Source organism: Burkholderia aenigmatica, from assembly GCF_048627025.1.
GTDB lineage: Bacteria > Pseudomonadota > Gammaproteobacteria > Burkholderiales > Burkholderiaceae > Burkholderia > Burkholderia aenigmatica.
Map to the genome: position 1 here is coordinate 379,912 of NZ_CP184470.1, position 15,259 is coordinate 395,170.

The window sequence follows — 15,259 nt, forward strand, 5'->3', positions numbered from 1 at the left end:
GCGAAGGATTACAAGAGGCAACCGCGACTGCACCACGCGGCGCGCACGTTCAACGAGCGAGCATCCACGCGGAGATCGCGTCGACCACGCCGCTCTCCAGGCCATTGAAGCCGTGATAGGCAAACGCTTCGCACGGATCGCCCCGGGACGTGCCGCCCGACACGATCATCAGGTCGGCCTTCGGAGACTGGTCCAGCTTCTTCATCAGCGTATCCGTTTCGGACACCGGACAATTCCTGCAGCCGTCTTTCTCGTGATGCACGACGAGCACCGGAATCCTGAGGCTGGCAAGGTCCATGTCCGTGACCGCGGTACCGCCTCGTTCTTCGCGAAGGATGGTGGACGTCAGCACGATACCGTCGGGCCCGCCGCCGCCGGCCAGCGCAATCGCAATGGCCGCGGCGGACTGGGTGCCGCGGCTCGTTCCGACCAGCCAGACCGGTACGTGGAGTTGCTCCCTCAACCAGGCGATCACCGCACGCGCGTCGTCGGCATGTTCCTTTGAAAGTCGAAAGCCGTTGAGGTAAGGCGCGGATTGGCGGTCGCTCGGCGCATCGATGACCGCGACCGCGATGCCGTCATTCACGAACCGCTGCCGGGTGCGGACGAGAAAGTTGCCTGCGCCCCATCCGAATCGTCCGGACGGATCCAGCTGCAGTCCGCCGTGTCCGCCGGCATAAAGAATGGCCGCGGCCTTCGGCGCGTCGGGCGCGATGAAGAGAAACCGTTGGGTCACGCCGGGACGGGTCGGAATGTCGACGACCTTGGGCGGATTCTGCGCATGCGCCGGATAGCCGTACAGCGTCAGCGCGATTGCAAGCAGCCACGCACGGGTCCAGCGCGTGGGCGGACGCATCGACCTGAAGCAACGAAACCGCGCACGCAAGCTGACGGGAAGAGTGGGCATCGTAGTGGTGGCCGGTGCATTCCGCCGCGGCAGGCCGGAATGCGGCAGCTTCTCCTGGTCAATGGAGTGGCGCCACGTCGGCGCGAGGTGTGCCGAGCCGTGGCTGCCCGAACGCTCGTCTTCGTTTCGACGCGCGGCGTTCAATGCGATTCGACGAACTGAATGATTTCGCCGTTGTCGCGCTTGAGATAGAGGTCGTCGCCCTTCACGCGAACGTCGTTGCACGAGTACGGGATCTTGCGGCCCTTGCTGCAGACCTTGCCGTCCTCGGCCTTCCAGTCGCCGTGATCGGCAAACCCCTGGCTCGACTTGAAATCGTAGTCGCCGCTGTTGCCGTATTGGACATGCCACTGGGTACCGTCCGCCAGTTTGATCTGAATGCACGTCAAACCTCGTCCTTCAGGGCGGGGGGGGATAGCGCGGACGCCGTAGGCATCCTTTCGGGCGGCTAGTGGGGCGTTTTCTGTTGGTCGATGTATTTGCGAACGATTTCGACAGGCGCTCCGCCACAACTTCCGGCAATGTAAGACAGAGACCACGGCGCGCCGCCCCACAGCTTTTTACGAATGCTCGAGTAGCACTTGAAAGACGTAATTGCGACCACGTCGAATGGCTTGACTCGCTCTTGTGGGCCAGACATACAATCGTCCGATGCGACGACTCCAGGCCTTCAAGTTCGAACTGATGCCGAACGGCGAGCAGCAGCGCGATATGCGCCGCTTCGCCGGATCGTGCCGGTTCGTCTACAACAAGGCACTGGCGTTGCAGAAGGAGAACTACGAGGCGGGCGGCAAGTTCATTGGCTACGTAGCAATGGCCAAGCATCTGACGGAGTGGCGTAACGGAGGCGAAACGCCATGGCTCAAGGATGCCCCCGTTCACCCGTTGCAACACGCCCTCAAAGACATGGAGCGGGCCTACAAGAACTTCTTCGCCAAGCGAGCGGCGTTTCCGAAGTTCAAGAAGCGCGGCCAGCGCGACAGTTTTCGCTACCCGGACCCCAAGCAATTCAAGCTCGACCAGCCCAATGGGCGCATTTTCCTGCCCAAGCTGGGCTGGATGCGGCTGAGGCTGTCGCGTCCCGTGCTGGGCGAACTGCGCAACGCAACGGTCAGCTTCAACGCGGGCAAGTGGTGCGTCTCGATCCAGACCGAGCGGGAGGTCGAGCAGCCGGTGCCCCATGCCACCAGCGTGATCGGCATCGATGTGGGCATCGCCCGCTTCGCCACGATGAGCGACGGCACATTTTTCGCATCGCTCAACAGTTTCAGGAAACATGAGGCTTGTCTGCGCCGATGCCAACGTGCGATGAGCCGCAAGGTCAAGTTCAGCAATAACTGGAAAAAAGCCAAGACCAGAGTCCAGCGCATCCATGCGCGCATCGGCAATGCTCGCCGCGACTACCTGCACAAGGCCACGACCACGATCAGCAAAAACCACGCGATGGTGTGTATCGAGGACTTGCAGGTTCGGAATATGTCCAGGTCGGCGGCAGGCAGCACCGATGCGCCTGGCAAAAATGTTCGGGCCAAGTCCGGTCTGAATAAGGCCATCCTCGACCAAGGGTGGTTCGAGTTCAGGCGGCAGTTGGAATACAAGCTGGCCTGGAATGGCGGCTGGCTCGTGGCGGTTCCGCCCGCGAATACAAGCCGGACGTGTCCGGCTTGTGGATACATGAGTGCGGATAACCGGACCACGCAGGAAAAATTCGCCTGTGTCGAATGCAGTTACGAGGAGAACGCCGATGTCGTCGGTGCTCTGAACATTCTGGCGCGGGGACACCGCGTTGCAGCCTGTGGAGAGCCGGTGCAGTCGGGCCGCTCCGTGAAGCAGGAACCCGCCGAGGCGATCTGAGATAAGCATTATCGTTTCAGACGCGGTAGGAATCCCCCGTCTTCAGGCGGGGGAGGATGTCAAGTCGAATGCCTTGCCCGCGAGACGTTGCTGGATGTCCGAGGCGGCAGGCGTGGTGGAACCTTCGGGAAAGGCCGATTGATCGGCGAAAGCGATAACGGGAGTCAGCAGGAGGAGGGCGAGCAGCCTGGTCACGATGGGTCTCCGGTTGTACCGATTTTTTACTCCCGGGCGAGACGACGATATTGTCGTGACGCGGGGGCGATACGTCTTCTCGAGTCTTGCGCCGGTTCAGGGAAGGGCCAGTGCCCAGCGGACCCGATGCGGCGGCATGGTGCAGATCCCGTGATTCATGTGACGATTGCCTGGGCGTGATCCGGGCCGGCCAGGCTCATCCGTTCAGGATGCCGGTTCGATCCCGTGGCGTCTCATCACGGACTTCACCCGCTCTGGATCCGGCGGGCCGTCCGCGACCAACACCCCGGCCATCTCGCGAAAATAGTCGGGCCCGATGTTGGCAGGCGTAAACACCACAAGCGCACGAACGGGGACATTGCCCGGATTGGAGAAATGATGAACGCTGCCGCGGGGCGAGAAGCAATGATCGCCCGCGTTCAGCACGCGTACGCTGTCGTCGACCCGGTAGGTCAGCGAACCCTCCACGATGCGGATCGTTTCGTCGACGTCGACATGGCGATGCGGAGGCGGGACTTTTGAGAACGGCTGGACGACCATTTCCGCCATTGCCATATGGCCGGCGGTGTCCGTGCCATCGACCAGGAACTGCATCGACAGCGAGCCAATGGTGATCAGTTCGTGACGTGTCGAATTCATCGCGAAACTCCGTCTGGTCAGGGCAAATCGTCATTCGGGCCTGCAGTATCGGCACCGGCGCCGCGACGCGGTGAGCACGGGATGATGTTCCGCGTCGCCCGTTACAAACGCAGGCACGGGCGTGCCGCAGAAGCCGGGTCGGCCGCAATGAAACGTTCGTCGACGAGCAACGGCCGGCTGTCGCGATAACACCGCAGAACGCAATCGCGGATCAGTGGCATAGCCTTCACGCGTCACTGCATGGCGCACGCAACCCACGCCCGGGTACTCTCGGAATTGTGGCAACGCCGAATGGCCATATCAATGCTCCATTTGCCTACCGGCCGTGTTTCCTGACGATCGACTGCCGGAACAACGCAGGCATCAGTTTTTCCTTCGGGTAGTTAAGCAACTCATGAAACCCGGGTTGCTGCGAGCCGATACGGCTCGACGGTCGAACTTGTCCTTCTCCGCAGTCAACAGGTCGGTGCATCGCCAGTGGATGGCTGTCATCTGAAAGCCAGCAGCAAGCCGAACGTTTCCGCACCATCGCGGAGAAATATTCGTCTTCCCAGCGACGGATTTTCCGCCGACCGGCGTTAAACACGGGTACGCATCGCGAGAGCCCCGTCATGGACCACCCGAACGACATCACACCGGCCGCCATCGCGCTGAACCGTTTCGGTCTCGGCGCGCGGGCCGACGAAGCGCCGCCTGCCGACCCGAAGGCGGCGCTCGTCGCGCAATTCGACCGTTACGACGCGCGGCCCGCCACGTGGGCCGGCGAGCCCGACGCTGTCGCGCTTGCCACGCGCTTCGCGAACGCACGCAACGCCATGACGGCCAACGATCCGGCAACGAAGCGCGCGACCGAGCAGTCGATCCGGCGCGACGGCAACGACACGTATCGCAGCGCCGTCGTCGCGCGGCTGAACAGCGCGCTGATCACGCCCGCGCCGTTCGTCGAGCGGCTCGTGCATTTCTGGGCGAATCATTTTGCGGTATCGGTCGACAAGGGGCCGGTGGCGGCCTACGCGGGCGCGTTCGAACGCGACGCGATCCGCCCGCATGTGCTCGGCCGTTTCGAGGACATGCTGGTCGCCGTCGAGCAGCATCCGGCGATGCAGCTCTTCCTCGACCAGGCGCGTTCGGTCGGCCCCGACAGCCCGGCCGCGCTGCGTGCCGAAGCACGCAATCCGTCGGCCAAACGCGGGCTCAACGAGAATCTCGCGCGCGAAATCATGGAGCTGCACACGCTCGGCGTACGGACGGGTTACACGCAAGCCGACGTGACGGAATTCGCGCGTGCGCTGACCGGCTGGAGCATCGCCGGCGGGCGCGGCCCGCAGCCCGGCGACGCGGCGCCCGGCGCGTTCGTGTTCCGCCCGAAACTGCACGAGCCCGGCGCACGGACCGTGATGGGGCGCAGCTATGACCAGCCCGGCGAAGCGCAGGCGCGCGCGATCCTGCACGACCTCGCGCATTCGGAGGCGACCGGCCGGCATATCGCGTTCCAGCTGGCTCGTCATTTCGTCGCCGACAATCCGCCGCCCGCGCTGACCGACCGGCTGGCCCGCGCGTTCGATGCGAGCGGCGGCGATTTGCCGACCGTCTATCGCGCGCTAGTCGATTCACCCGATGCGTGGTCGCCGGTCAACCGCAAGTTCAAGACGCCGTGGGAGTGGACCGTGTCGTCGCTGCGCGGGCTCGGCTGGCACGACACGGGCGACCTGAAGGCCGCACCGCTGCTCGCGCAGCTCGGCCAGCCGGTATGGCGGCCCGGCTCGCCGGCCGGATACGACGACGTTGCCGCGAGCTGGGCCGCGCCCGACGCGCTCGTGCGCCGCGTCGAGCTTGCGCAGCGGCTGGCCGCGCGCACCGGCGACCGGCTCGATCCGCGCGCGCTCGGCAACACGCTGCTCGCCGGTTCGTTGAGCGCACCGACCGCGACCGCGCTGTCGCGCGCCGAAAGCGCGACCACGTCGCTCGCGCTGCTGCTCGTCTCACCCGATTTCCAACGGAGATGACCATGGCACTGTCCCGCCGACAATTCCTGAGCGTGGCCGCCGCCGGCGCCGGCGCGATCCTCGTCGCGCCGCGGATCGTGTTCGCGAACGTCGCGACCGACCGGCGCTTCGTGTTCGTGATCCAGCGCGGCGCAGCCGACGGCCTGAATATCGTCGTCCCGTATGCCGAGCCCGCGTATGCAGCGCTGCGCGGCCCGCTCGCGATCGACACGTCGGCCGCGACGCGGCTCGACGGCACGTTCGCGCTGCATCCGTCGCTCGTGCAGACCGCGCAGTTGTACCGCGACGGGCAGGCGCTGTTCGTCCATGCGATCGCGTCGCCGTATCGCGATCGTTCGCATTTCGACGGCCAGAACGTGCTCGAGACCGGCGGCCGCGCACCGTACCAGGTGAAGGACGGCTGGCTGAACCGGCTCGCCGCGTTGCTGCCGGCCACGCGCGAAAGCGCGATCGCGTTCGCGCCGACCGTGCCGCTCGCGTTGCGCGGCACCGTGCAGGCTGCGTCGTACGCACCGTCCGGGTTGCCGGCCGCGCCGGACGACCTGCTCGCGCGCGTGTCGGCGCTCTACGAGGCCGACGCGCAGCTCGGCCCGCTGTGGCAATCGGCGATGGACGCGCGCGGTCTCGCCGGCGATGCCCATGCGCGGCAGGATCCGGCGGGTGTCGGCAAGCTCGCCGCGACGTTCCTCGCGCGCGACGATGGCCCGCGCATCGCGATGATCGAGACGGGCGGCTGGGACACGCACAGCGCGCAGAACGCGCGGCTCGCGAATCAGCTGAAAGCACTCGACACGATGCTCGCCGCGCTGCGCGACGGCCTCGGGCCCGCGTGGCAGCAGACCACGGTGCTGGTCGCGACCGAGTTCGGCCGCACGGCTGCCGCGAACGGCACCGGCGGCACCGATCACGGGCAGGCGTCGGTCGCGATGCTCGCGGGCGGTGCGGTCGCCGGCGGCCGCGTGATCGCCGACTGGCCGGGTTTACGGCCGGGCGACCTGTACGAAGGGCGCGACCTGAAGCCGACCGCGTCGCTCGACGCGCTGATCTCGGGCGCCGCCGCCGAAAGCCTGCGGCTCGATCCGCACCGCACCGCGTCCGCGCTGTTCGCGGAAAGCGGTGCGACGCGGCCGATGAGCGGGCTGATTCGCGGAGCCGCGTGACGCGCGGCGTTGCCGTTTCGGCATTTAGTCCATCCACTACACAACAGGGAGAATCCAAGATGTTGAAGATGCGATCCGTTTCGCTCACCGTGCTGGTCGCGGCCAGTGCGACGCTGCTGTCCGCGTGCGTGGTCGAACCCGTGCGACCGCCGCAGCCGGCGCCGGTCGTCGAGGTACCGACTCCGATGCCCGCGCCAGGCTATCGCTGGGCGAAGGGGCATTACCGGTGGGCCGGCAATCACTGGGCGTGGGTGCCCGGGCACTGGGTGGGCGTGTACTGATCGGGCGTAACGTGCCCCGCGGCGCGGGTGCGGAAGAGGCGGAGCAGCGTATTGAAATGCGATGCGCGTTGCCCTAAGCTGCCGGATCCCGGCGACGGGCACCCGGCGACGGGCATCCGGCGACGGGCATCCCCGTTCGTCCGTCACGGCGAGCCGATCCACGGCCGCCGTTTTCTACCTCACGGCACCCACATGAAAGCATGGCTCGTTGCGCTGGCTGTTGCGGCCGGCATGACCGGCGCGCACGCCGCGTCGTTCAACTGCGCGAAAGCGTCCACGTTCGTGGAGCGCGAAATCTGCGCCAACCCGACGTTGTCGCGTCTCGACGATGCGCTCAACGCGGATTACCAGGACATGCTCTACGACTTCAGCAACTATCCGGTCGAGGATCCGCCCGAGTATGAGCAGTTCATGGCGACCCAGAAGGCATGGCTGAAGGCGCGTAACCGCTGCACGACGACGCAGTGCCTGATCGACAGCTACCGCAAACGCATCGACGTGATGTGCGGGCAAATCGACTGGCAGGTGAAAGGCGATCGCGCGAAATGCCGCAGCAATGGCGGCCTGGGCGGGCTCGAACTCGATCACTGAGCGCGGACACGTTGCGCGAGCCGGGATCCGTCAGGCCGGTGCGGGCCTACCACCCGATCCGGTGTTTCTCCTCCGTCTCGCGATGCCGCCAGTCGTCGTCCGCGTGCAGGTACTGGCTCGTCGTCGTGAGCGACACGTGGCCGAGGTTGTCGCGCACGAGCCGCAGGTCGACGCGGCCGTCGGCCATGTGCGAGCCCGCGCTGTGGCGCAGCCAGTGCGCGGACGCCTGTTCGAGCACGCGCGCCTGCTGCTCGCCGGCTTCGCTGTTCGCGCGCAACCGGTCGGCCGCATGCCGGAACACCTGCTTCACGATCCCGTGCAGCGCCGCGCGCGTGAGCGGCTTGCGCGTCTGGCCGACCGGCAGCACGAGCGGCGTGGGCTCACCGTCGGACGGCAACGCGGGCAGGCCATGCGCACGCCGGTAGCGCGACAGCTCGGCCATCATTTCGTCGGTGGCCGGCACGAGCCGCTGCCGGCCACCTTTGCCCGTCACGTCGAGCCACCAGCGGTCGCGCCCGTCCGCGTCGCGCCGGCAGAAGAACTGGCCCATCGTCGTGTCGGCCGCTTCGGTGATGCGCAACCCGCCGAGATACAGCAGCGTGAACAGCCAGCGCGCGCGATCCGCATGGAAGCCCGCCCGCGCGTCGTCGCGCGGCATCGCGGCGATCGCGTCCTTGACCGACTGCCACAGCGGCTGCCCGAGATGGCGCGTGACGCGCGGCGCGGGCCGGCGCTGCCGCTGCCGCGACAACGCGAGCGGATTGCCGGCCAGGTAGCCGGCCTGCACGAGCCACGAGAACATCACGTTCAGGATCACCAGCGCCTGCCGCTGGCTGGCCGCCGACAGCGGCCCGTAAAACGGCCGCCAGCGCGGATCGTCGCGCGGATGCTTGCGCCCGCCGTTCGCGCACCACAGGTCGGCCGGCGCGGGGGCGAGCAGGAACTGCCGGTACACGATCAGATCTTCGTGCGTGAGCGACGACAGCGGCTTGCCGCACGCGATCACGGCCCACAGCAGCAGGCGTTCGGCTTCCTTGCGATAGTTCTGGAACGTGGTCGGCGTATCGACGAAGCGTGCGAGCCATGCGCGCACCGCGTCGAGATCGTTGGTCGCGGCAATCTGCGGATGCGCGCTGTTCGAGCGGTTGGTGCCCGTGCGTCCGTCGAGCGCGGCCGGCACGGTCAGCGCATCGATCGGCAGCGGGCGCAGCGCGGTGTCGGACGGAACGGGTGAGGTCATGCGAAGCGGGGTGCGTTGCGCGGATCGTACGCAGGGAGCCGGGCGGACGAACGCAGCGCGATCAGGCATATCGGGAAGCGCCGATGGTACACGATCGCCACACGGCGAACCGGCCGGCAACGATCGCTTTGCTCAGGCGACGGTATGCGGTTCGGCAACGGCCCGATGAGCATCGCCTGTCGCATGATGCCGATCAGCGATAGATCCGCCGCATGAGGGGCGTTCTGGCGGCGACGCACGCGGCCGAACCGGCTCACCGCAACGGGAAGACTCGCAAGCGACATCCGGCGAACGAGGGGCAGATCGATGTTTGTAAGCTGTTTGTGAACTTTCTCGTCGCACCGGCCGTCTAACCGGCCCTCCAACGCTTCCTGAGGACCATCAGATGATTTGCTCATCCAGAACGCTGCTCGGCGCGGCCGTCATTGCCGGCAGCACGCTCCTCGCCGGATGCCAGACCGACGCAGTCGCCACGTCGCCGAACGCGGTGCGCCCGGCCGATGCCAAGCCGGTGACGAAGACTGTCTATGTCGCGCCGCAATCCGCGCGCTGCACCGGCGTCGCGCCGATGGAGTGCCTGCAGGTGCGCAGCAGCCCGAGCGAGCCGTGGAGCCTGTGGTACGCCGGCATCGAAGGCTTCGCGTACCAGCCCGGCTACCTGTACACGCTTGAAATCGACGAATACCGCGTCGCGCAGCCGCCGGCCGACGGCTCGTCGATCCGCTGGGTGCTCAAGCGCGTCGTCGAGCGCCGCGCGGCGAACTGACGGCCGCGCTCACGCGGACGGCCGCGCTGCCGCACCGGCCGGCGGCGCTGCCGTATCGATGCGCCGGAACACGACGGACGACAGCAGCGTCACCAAACCCATGCACGCGAACGACAGCATGAACCCGTGCGCCATCGAGCCCCGATAGGCGGCAAACAGGTTGACGAGGCTGCCGCCGATCGACACGCCGAGCCCCATCGCCAGCATCTGCATCATCGTGAACAGGCTGTTGCCGCTGCCGGCGTCGGCATGCGACAGCCCCTTGAGCGTCACGCCGTTCATCGCTGCAAACTGCATCGAGTTCGCGGCGCCGAACACGATCAGCAGCGCGCCTTCCAGCACCGGCGCGGGCCGCGCAGACACCAGCGCGAACCCCGCGATCGCACACCCGACGATTCCCGTATTCACGACCAGAAATGCCGCGTAGCCGAAGCGCTTCACGAGCGGCGCGATCCAGCGTTTGGCGATGACGCCCGCGATCGCGGCCGGCAGCAGCATCAGCCCCGACTGCAGCGGCGTATAGCCGAGCTGCACCTGCATCAGCAGCGGCAGCATGAACGGCACCGAGCTCGTGCCGATCCGGCACAGCAGGTTGCCGAGCAGCCCCGAGCCGAAGTTCGGCTCGCGGAACAGCCCGAGCCGGAACAGCGGCTGCGCGCGGCGCCGCGCATGCGGCAGGTAGGCCAGCGCGCTCGCCAGGCCGACGACGGCCAGCCCGGCCGACCACGCCGCGCGATGCGCGGGCATCGGCGGATCGATCGCGAGCGACAGCGCGATCATCGCGACGGACAGCAGCGCGCAGCCGACGAAGTCGAACGGCGGCGGCTGCGTCAGCTGGTCGTGCGGCAGATAGCGCTGCACCGCGAGGAAGCCGACCACGCCGACCGGCACGTTGACGATGAACACCCAGTGCCACGAGATCGCCTGCGTGAGCCAGCCGCCGAGCGTCGGCCCGGCGATCGGCCCGAGTTGCGCGGCGACCGACACGAACGCGAGCGCCGACACGTACTGTTCGCCCGGCACGCGGCGCAGCACGGCGAGCCGCCCGATCGGCAGCAGCATCGACCCGCCGATGCCTTGCAGCGCGCGTGCGGCGACGAGCTGGCCGAGCGTATGCGACGCCGCGCAGCCGATCGACGCGAGCACGAACACGAGAATCGCGAGCGAGAACACGCGGCGCGTGCCGAACCGGTCGGCCAGCCAGCCGGACGCGGGCGTGAGCATCGCCATCGTCAGCGTATAGACGACCACGACGGGCTGCATCGCGAGCGGCGACGCGTGCAGGCTTTGCGCGATCGAAGGGAGGGCGGTGTTGACGATCGTCGTGTCGAGCGACTGCATGAAGAATGCAGCGGCGACGATCCAGAGCAGCGCGGTGTGTGTGGGTTCTCGGGACATGGCGAAATCGGTGGTGCAAAGGCCGGCGCGGGCGGCGCCTTGACGCGGTCCACGGCGCCTGCCGGTCTTCAAGCGCTCGATGGTACCGATTCCGATGGTCATCGGGAAGCTGCCTGACGACGTTGACTGTCATCGGCCATGCCGATGACAATGCGGGATGCTCAATCCCGTCTGGCTCAAGACGTTCGCGACCGTCACGAACTGCCGCAGCTTCACCGAAGCGGGCCGGCAGCTCGGGCTCAACCAGTCGAGCGTCAGCGAACACATCCGTCGTCTCGAAGAGAGCGTCGGCCGGCGCCTGTTCGTGCGCGACACGCATTCGATCGCGATGACGGCCGACGGCGAGGCGCTGCTCGTGCATGCGAACGTGATCCTGCAGGCGCTGAACCGCGCGGAATCGCAATTCCGCAAGCCGAGGCTGCAAGGGCTGGTGCGGCTCGGCGCGCCGGACGATCTCGCGCTCGTCGCGTTGCCGGACGTGCTCGCCGGGTTTCGCGCCGCGCACCCAGACGTCGCGCTGGAGATCACCACCGGCATGACGAGCCGGCTCTACGAAGGGCTGGACGCGGGCGCGCTCGACCTGATGATCGGCAAGCGGCGGCTCGGCGAGCGGCGCGGCACGCCGCTCTTGCGTGCGCGGCTCGAATGGGTCGCGCGGCCGGGCACGATCGTTGATCCGGAGCGGCCGCTGCCGCTCGTGCTGGTCGCCGAGCCGAGCGTGACGCGCGGGATCGTCCTGAACGCGCTCGCGGAGAAGGGGATCGGCTGGGAAGTCGTGTGTTCGAGCAGCAGCCAGCCGGGCTGCATCGCGGCCGCGCGCGCGGGGCTCGGCCTGACCGCGACGTCGCACTATTTGTCGACGCGCGGGCTTGCGCCGCTGGTCAACGGCGACGCGCTGCCCGTGCTGCCCGACATCGAATTCATCGCGCTGGCCGCGAAGCGGCTCAGCCAGCCGGCGCGCACCCTGCTCGAATTGCTGGAAGCGAGCGACCTGCGCGCGCCGGGTACGGCCGCCTGACGGGGCTGACGGGCTGACGGCCCGACGCGCGGCGCCACGCGCCGGCGCCCGTGCAGCCCGCCGGGCCGCGTGCGACCATGTGCGACCTTGTGCGTCAGGCGGCCCGTTTCTGCGAAATCACCAGCAGCGCGCCGTTCTTGTCCTCCAGCACCGCGCGGTATTGGTGCGGCCCGGCCTGCACGGGCACGCGCACCGATGCGCCGGCCTTCACGACCCGCGCCATCGCCGCATACAGGTCGTCGTCCTCGTCGACGCGCAGCGTCAGCGCCGCGCGCTCGACGATCTGCTCGTCGCCCGCGACCAGCGCGATCGTCAGCGGGCCGCCGTCGAGCGCGCAATAGCGGTCGCCGTCGCGGAACTTCACGTTCAGGCCCAGGCCGTCGACGAACAGCGGCAGCGCCGTGTCGATGTCGGCGACCGGATACAGCAGCATCGATACCTTCATTCCCTCTCTCCCTTGTCGTTGGCCGGCGCACGCAAGGCGCCGCCGTTCGATGCTAGCGCGCGGTTCGCCGCGTCACGCAGTCCGATCGGATGACGGTGAAACCCCTCTGTCCCCGCCGGCGTGCCGGTACTCCGAACAGACGATGCCCGCACCCGGCCGCGCGCCGACACTCCCATTCGTGGACCGTCGCGTTTCGTCCGTATCGTGCGGGCGGGCTGCACGACCCCGACTCGTCCAACAACCATGGAGACGCACGCAATGAAGTTTTCCCTCATCTACGAAGCCCAGACCACCGACGCATCGCGCGAGGGCGACCACCGGGTATTCAAGGAGACGGTCGAACAGGCGCTGCTCGCCGAGCAGGTCGGCTTCGACACGATCTGGTGCGTGGAGCACACGTCGCTGACCAACTATGCGCACATGAGTGCGCCGGAAACCTTCCTTGCGTACCTGGCCGGCCGCACGACGCGCATCGGCCTGGGCCACGGCGTCGTGTGCCTGCCGCCGGCGATGAACCACCCGATCAAGGTCGCGGAGCGCGTCGCGCTGCTCGACATCCTGTCCGGCGGCCGCGTGCACTTCGGCGTCGGCAAGGGCGGCAGCCAGCAGGAAGCCGGCGCGTTCGGCTACGACCTCAACGAACTGCAGCCGATGATCGACGAATCGATGTACCTCGTGCCGAAGATGTTCGTGCAGGACGAGATCGAGCACGACGGCAAGTACATCAAGATTCCGAAGCGCCCGATCCACCCGAAGCCGTTCCAGGATCCGCACCCGCCGATGTACCTGGCTTGTACGAACACCGACGCGCTGCTGCGCGCCGGCCAGCGCGGGATGGGCGCGCTGGTGCTCGGCTTCGGCGGCCCCGACGAAGTCGCGAAGAAGAACGCCGTGTACCGCGAAGCGTGGGCGAACCGCAAGCCGGAAGACCAGGTCGGCTTCCGCCCGACCCAGCACCTCGCGGCGCTGTGCCCGACGGTCGTGATGGCCGACGGCCAGGCCGCCCGCAAGATCGGCATCCGCGGCCAGCGCTATTTCATGGAATCGCTCGCGTACTGGTACACGGGCGGCGAGCGTCCGGACCCGGCGAAGTGGGGCGACGATCTCGTGCAGGCCGACACCGGCGAGATGGTGATCCGCTCGCGCTTCGCGTCGGAGGAAGTCGTCGTGAACTTCGCCGACCCGGCGCTCGCGATGATGAACCCGAACCATGCGTACGGCACGGTGGACGACTGCATCGGCTATGTCGGCCGCCTGCAGGAAGCCGGCGTCGACGAAGTGCTGTTCCTGTGCCAGATGGGCACGGTGCCGCACGACGCGCAGATGGAGACGATCCGCAACATCGGCGAGCACGTGATCCCGTTCTTCAACAAGGAGAAGGAGCGCGCCTGCGCGTGATGCACCGGGCCGCGCCCGTCGTCCGGTCGGACGATGCGGCGCGGCGGCGCGAAGCCGACCATCGACGATGGCGAGCATCGCCCGCGGCCAGGCCGCGCCGAACAACTTTGAACGAGAGCGGGGCAGGCGCCGCGGCGCATCACCCGCTTCACAGGAGACATTCGTGCATCGCGACAACGATTCGAACGCACTGGCCGCCACGCTGATCGCCCGCGCCGAGGCGCTGGCGCCGACGCTCGCCGGCCGCGCCGCGCAGGCGGAAGCGCAGGGCCGCATCCCGGCCGAGACGATCGCCGACATGCAGGCCGCCGGCTTCTTCAAGGTGCTGCAGCCGAAACGCTACGGCGGCTACGAGCTCGATCCGCAGACCTTCTTCGACATCCAGATGGCGCTGGCGCGCGGCTGCATGTCGACCGCGTGGGTGTACGGCGTCGTCGGCGTGCATAACTGGCAGCTCGCGCTGTTCGACGCGCGCGCGCAGCAGGACGTGTGGGGCAACGATCCGGCGACGCTGATCGCGTCGACCTACATGCCGGTCGGCCGCGTGACGCCGGTCGACGGCGGTTTCCGCCTGTCCGGTCACTGGAAGTTCTCGAGCGGCAGCGAGCTGTGCGAATGGGTGTTTCTCGGCGCACTGGTGCCACCGGCCGAAGCCGGCCAGCCGCCCGAATACCGCACCTTCCTGCTGCCGAAAGCCGACTACCGGATCCAGCAGGACTGGGATGTGCTCGGCCTGCGCGCGACCGGCAGCCACGACATCGTCGTCGACGACGTGTTCGTGCCCGCGTACCGCACGCACAAGGCGATCGACGGGATGATGGGCACGAGCCCCGGCCTGGCCGTCAACGACGCGCCGCTGTTCAAGCTGCCGTTCGCGCAGATCTTCGTGCGCGCGGTGTGCACGTCGTGCATCGGCGCGCTGCAGGGCGCGCTCGACGATTTCACCGGTTATGCGGCGACGCGCGTGTCCGCCAACAGCGGCGCGAAGACGACCGACGATCCGGGCGCGCAGGGCGCGTGCGCGAACGCGGCCGTCGCGATCGACGAGATGCAGGTGCTGCTCAAGCGCAATTTCGCGGAGCTGATGGCGTCGGTCACGGGCGGCCCGGCCGTGTCGATCGAGCGCCGCGTGCATTTCCGCTACCAGTCGGCCCAGGTCGCCGAGCGCTGCGCGCAGGCCGCGAACGCGCTGCTGCGCTACGCGGGCGGCAACGGCATCTATCACCGCAATCCGCTGGTGCGCCGCTTCCTCGACCTGCACGCGGCCCGCGCGCACTACGCGAACAACGTGGACCGCTTCGGCCAGAACCTCGGCGCCGTGATGCTCGGCCGCGAGAACACCGACTTCTTCATCTGACGAG

The 15,259-nt window shown here is 67.6% G+C and carries 17 protein-coding genes and 1 pseudogene; 9 read left to right on the forward strand and 9 right to left on the reverse strand.

The window, feature by feature from the left end; all coding sequences use genetic code 11:
- Positions 1-49: 49 nt before the first annotated feature.
- The 3 genes and pseudogenes from ACN8ZM_RS34035 to ACN8ZM_RS34045 form a co-directional block, all read right to left on the reverse strand.
- Positions 50-1,051: an alpha/beta hydrolase gene (locus ACN8ZM_RS34035; protein WP_420213191.1), complete on the reverse strand. Its 1,002-nt coding sequence runs from the start codon at positions 1,049-1,051 to the stop codon at positions 50-52.
- The gene (locus ACN8ZM_RS34040; RefSeq protein WP_420213193.1) at positions 1,048-1,296 is read right to left on the reverse strand and encodes a hypothetical protein; all 249 of its coding nucleotides are present in this window, start codon (positions 1,294-1,296) and stop codon (positions 1,048-1,050) included. The genes ACN8ZM_RS34035 and ACN8ZM_RS34040 overlap by 4 nt, the downstream gene beginning before the upstream one ends.
- Before the next feature lie 59 nt (positions 1,297-1,355).
- Positions 1,356-1,484: pseudogene (locus ACN8ZM_RS34045) on the reverse strand (transposase); the annotation flags it as partial.
- 74 nt (positions 1,485-1,558) lie between these two features.
- On the opposite strand from ACN8ZM_RS34045, the gene ACN8ZM_RS34050 reads away from it, so the two are divergent.
- Positions 1,559-2,761, forward strand: a complete 1,203-nt coding sequence (locus tag ACN8ZM_RS34050) for an RNA-guided endonuclease InsQ/TnpB family protein (RefSeq protein WP_420213195.1) — start codon at positions 1,559-1,561, stop codon at positions 2,759-2,761.
- Positions 2,762-2,803: 42 nt separating this feature from the next.
- Here ACN8ZM_RS34050 and ACN8ZM_RS34055 read toward each other — a convergent pair whose 3' ends face one another.
- On the reverse strand, positions 2,804-2,956 hold the full coding sequence (locus ACN8ZM_RS34055) for a hypothetical protein (RefSeq protein ID WP_179258801.1): 153 nt from the start codon (positions 2,954-2,956) through the stop codon (positions 2,804-2,806).
- Between the two features lie 204 nt (positions 2,957-3,160).
- Entirely contained in the window at positions 3,161-3,595 is a 435-nt protein-coding gene (locus tag ACN8ZM_RS34060; RefSeq protein WP_089452810.1) for a cupin domain-containing protein, read from the reverse strand.
- Positions 3,596-4,206: 611 nt separating this feature from the next.
- Here ACN8ZM_RS34060 and ACN8ZM_RS34065 point away from each other — a divergent pair.
- The 4 genes from ACN8ZM_RS34065 (at position 4,207) to ACN8ZM_RS34080 (ending at position 7,633) form a co-directional block, all read left to right on the forward strand.
- Entirely contained in the window at positions 4,207-5,601 is a 1,395-nt protein-coding gene (locus tag ACN8ZM_RS34065) for a DUF1800 domain-containing protein (RefSeq protein ID WP_420213197.1), read from the forward strand.
- A gap of 2 nt (positions 5,602-5,603) precedes the next feature.
- Entirely contained in the window at positions 5,604-6,761 is a 1,158-nt protein-coding gene (locus tag ACN8ZM_RS34070; protein ID WP_420213198.1) for a DUF1501 domain-containing protein, read from the forward strand.
- Positions 6,762-6,823: 62 nt separating this feature from the next.
- Entirely contained in the window at positions 6,824-7,042 is a 219-nt protein-coding gene (locus tag ACN8ZM_RS34075) for a YXWGXW repeat-containing protein (RefSeq protein ID WP_089452947.1), read from the forward strand.
- Positions 7,043-7,234: 192 nt separating this feature from the next.
- Positions 7,235-7,633: a lysozyme inhibitor LprI family protein gene (locus ACN8ZM_RS34080; protein ID WP_420213199.1), complete on the forward strand. Its 399-nt coding sequence runs from the start codon at positions 7,235-7,237 to the stop codon at positions 7,631-7,633.
- 46 nt (positions 7,634-7,679) lie between these two features.
- Here the strand turns inward: ACN8ZM_RS34080 and ACN8ZM_RS34085 are convergent, their stop codons facing one another.
- Positions 7,680-8,873, reverse strand: a complete 1,194-nt coding sequence (locus ACN8ZM_RS34085) for a tyrosine-type recombinase/integrase (protein WP_420213200.1) — start codon at positions 8,871-8,873, stop codon at positions 7,680-7,682.
- On the reverse strand, positions 8,870-9,271 hold the full coding sequence (locus tag ACN8ZM_RS34090; RefSeq protein WP_420213201.1) for a hypothetical protein: 402 nt from the start codon (positions 9,269-9,271) through the stop codon (positions 8,870-8,872). The genes ACN8ZM_RS34085 and ACN8ZM_RS34090 overlap by 4 nt, the downstream gene beginning before the upstream one ends.
- On the opposite strand from ACN8ZM_RS34090, the gene ACN8ZM_RS34095 reads away from it, so the two are divergent.
- Positions 9,259-9,639, forward strand: coding sequence for a DUF4377 domain-containing protein (locus ACN8ZM_RS34095; protein WP_089452815.1), 381 nt, complete (start codon positions 9,259-9,261; stop codon positions 9,637-9,639). The genes ACN8ZM_RS34090 and ACN8ZM_RS34095 overlap by 13 nt on opposite strands.
- A 9-nt stretch (positions 9,640-9,648) precedes the next feature.
- Here the strand turns inward: ACN8ZM_RS34095 and ACN8ZM_RS34100 are convergent, their stop codons facing one another.
- Positions 9,649-11,037 (reverse strand): DHA2 family efflux MFS transporter permease subunit, encoded by a 1,389-nt coding sequence (locus tag ACN8ZM_RS34100; RefSeq protein ID WP_420213202.1) that lies wholly within the window; start codon positions 11,035-11,037, stop codon positions 9,649-9,651.
- A gap of 157 nt (positions 11,038-11,194) precedes the next feature.
- On the opposite strand from ACN8ZM_RS34100, the gene ACN8ZM_RS34105 reads away from it, so the two are divergent.
- On the forward strand, positions 11,195-12,055 hold the full coding sequence (locus tag ACN8ZM_RS34105) for a LysR family transcriptional regulator (protein ID WP_420213203.1): 861 nt from the start codon (positions 11,195-11,197) through the stop codon (positions 12,053-12,055).
- A gap of 94 nt (positions 12,056-12,149) precedes the next feature.
- Here the strand turns inward: ACN8ZM_RS34105 and ACN8ZM_RS34110 are convergent, their stop codons facing one another.
- Positions 12,150-12,500, reverse strand: a complete 351-nt coding sequence (locus ACN8ZM_RS34110) for a VOC family protein (RefSeq protein WP_420213204.1) — start codon at positions 12,498-12,500, stop codon at positions 12,150-12,152.
- 258 nt (positions 12,501-12,758) lie between these two features.
- On the opposite strand from ACN8ZM_RS34110, the gene ACN8ZM_RS34115 reads away from it, so the two are divergent.
- Both ACN8ZM_RS34115 and ACN8ZM_RS34120 read left to right on the forward strand, forming a co-directional pair.
- Complete coding sequence (locus ACN8ZM_RS34115; RefSeq protein ID WP_039350902.1) at positions 12,759-13,898, forward strand: LLM class flavin-dependent oxidoreductase; 1,140 nt, start codon at positions 12,759-12,761, stop codon at positions 13,896-13,898.
- Between the two features lie 163 nt (positions 13,899-14,061).
- Positions 14,062-15,255: an acyl-CoA dehydrogenase family protein gene (locus ACN8ZM_RS34120; RefSeq protein ID WP_089452817.1), complete on the forward strand. Its 1,194-nt coding sequence runs from the start codon at positions 14,062-14,064 to the stop codon at positions 15,253-15,255.
- Positions 15,256-15,259: the final 4 nt, after the last annotated feature.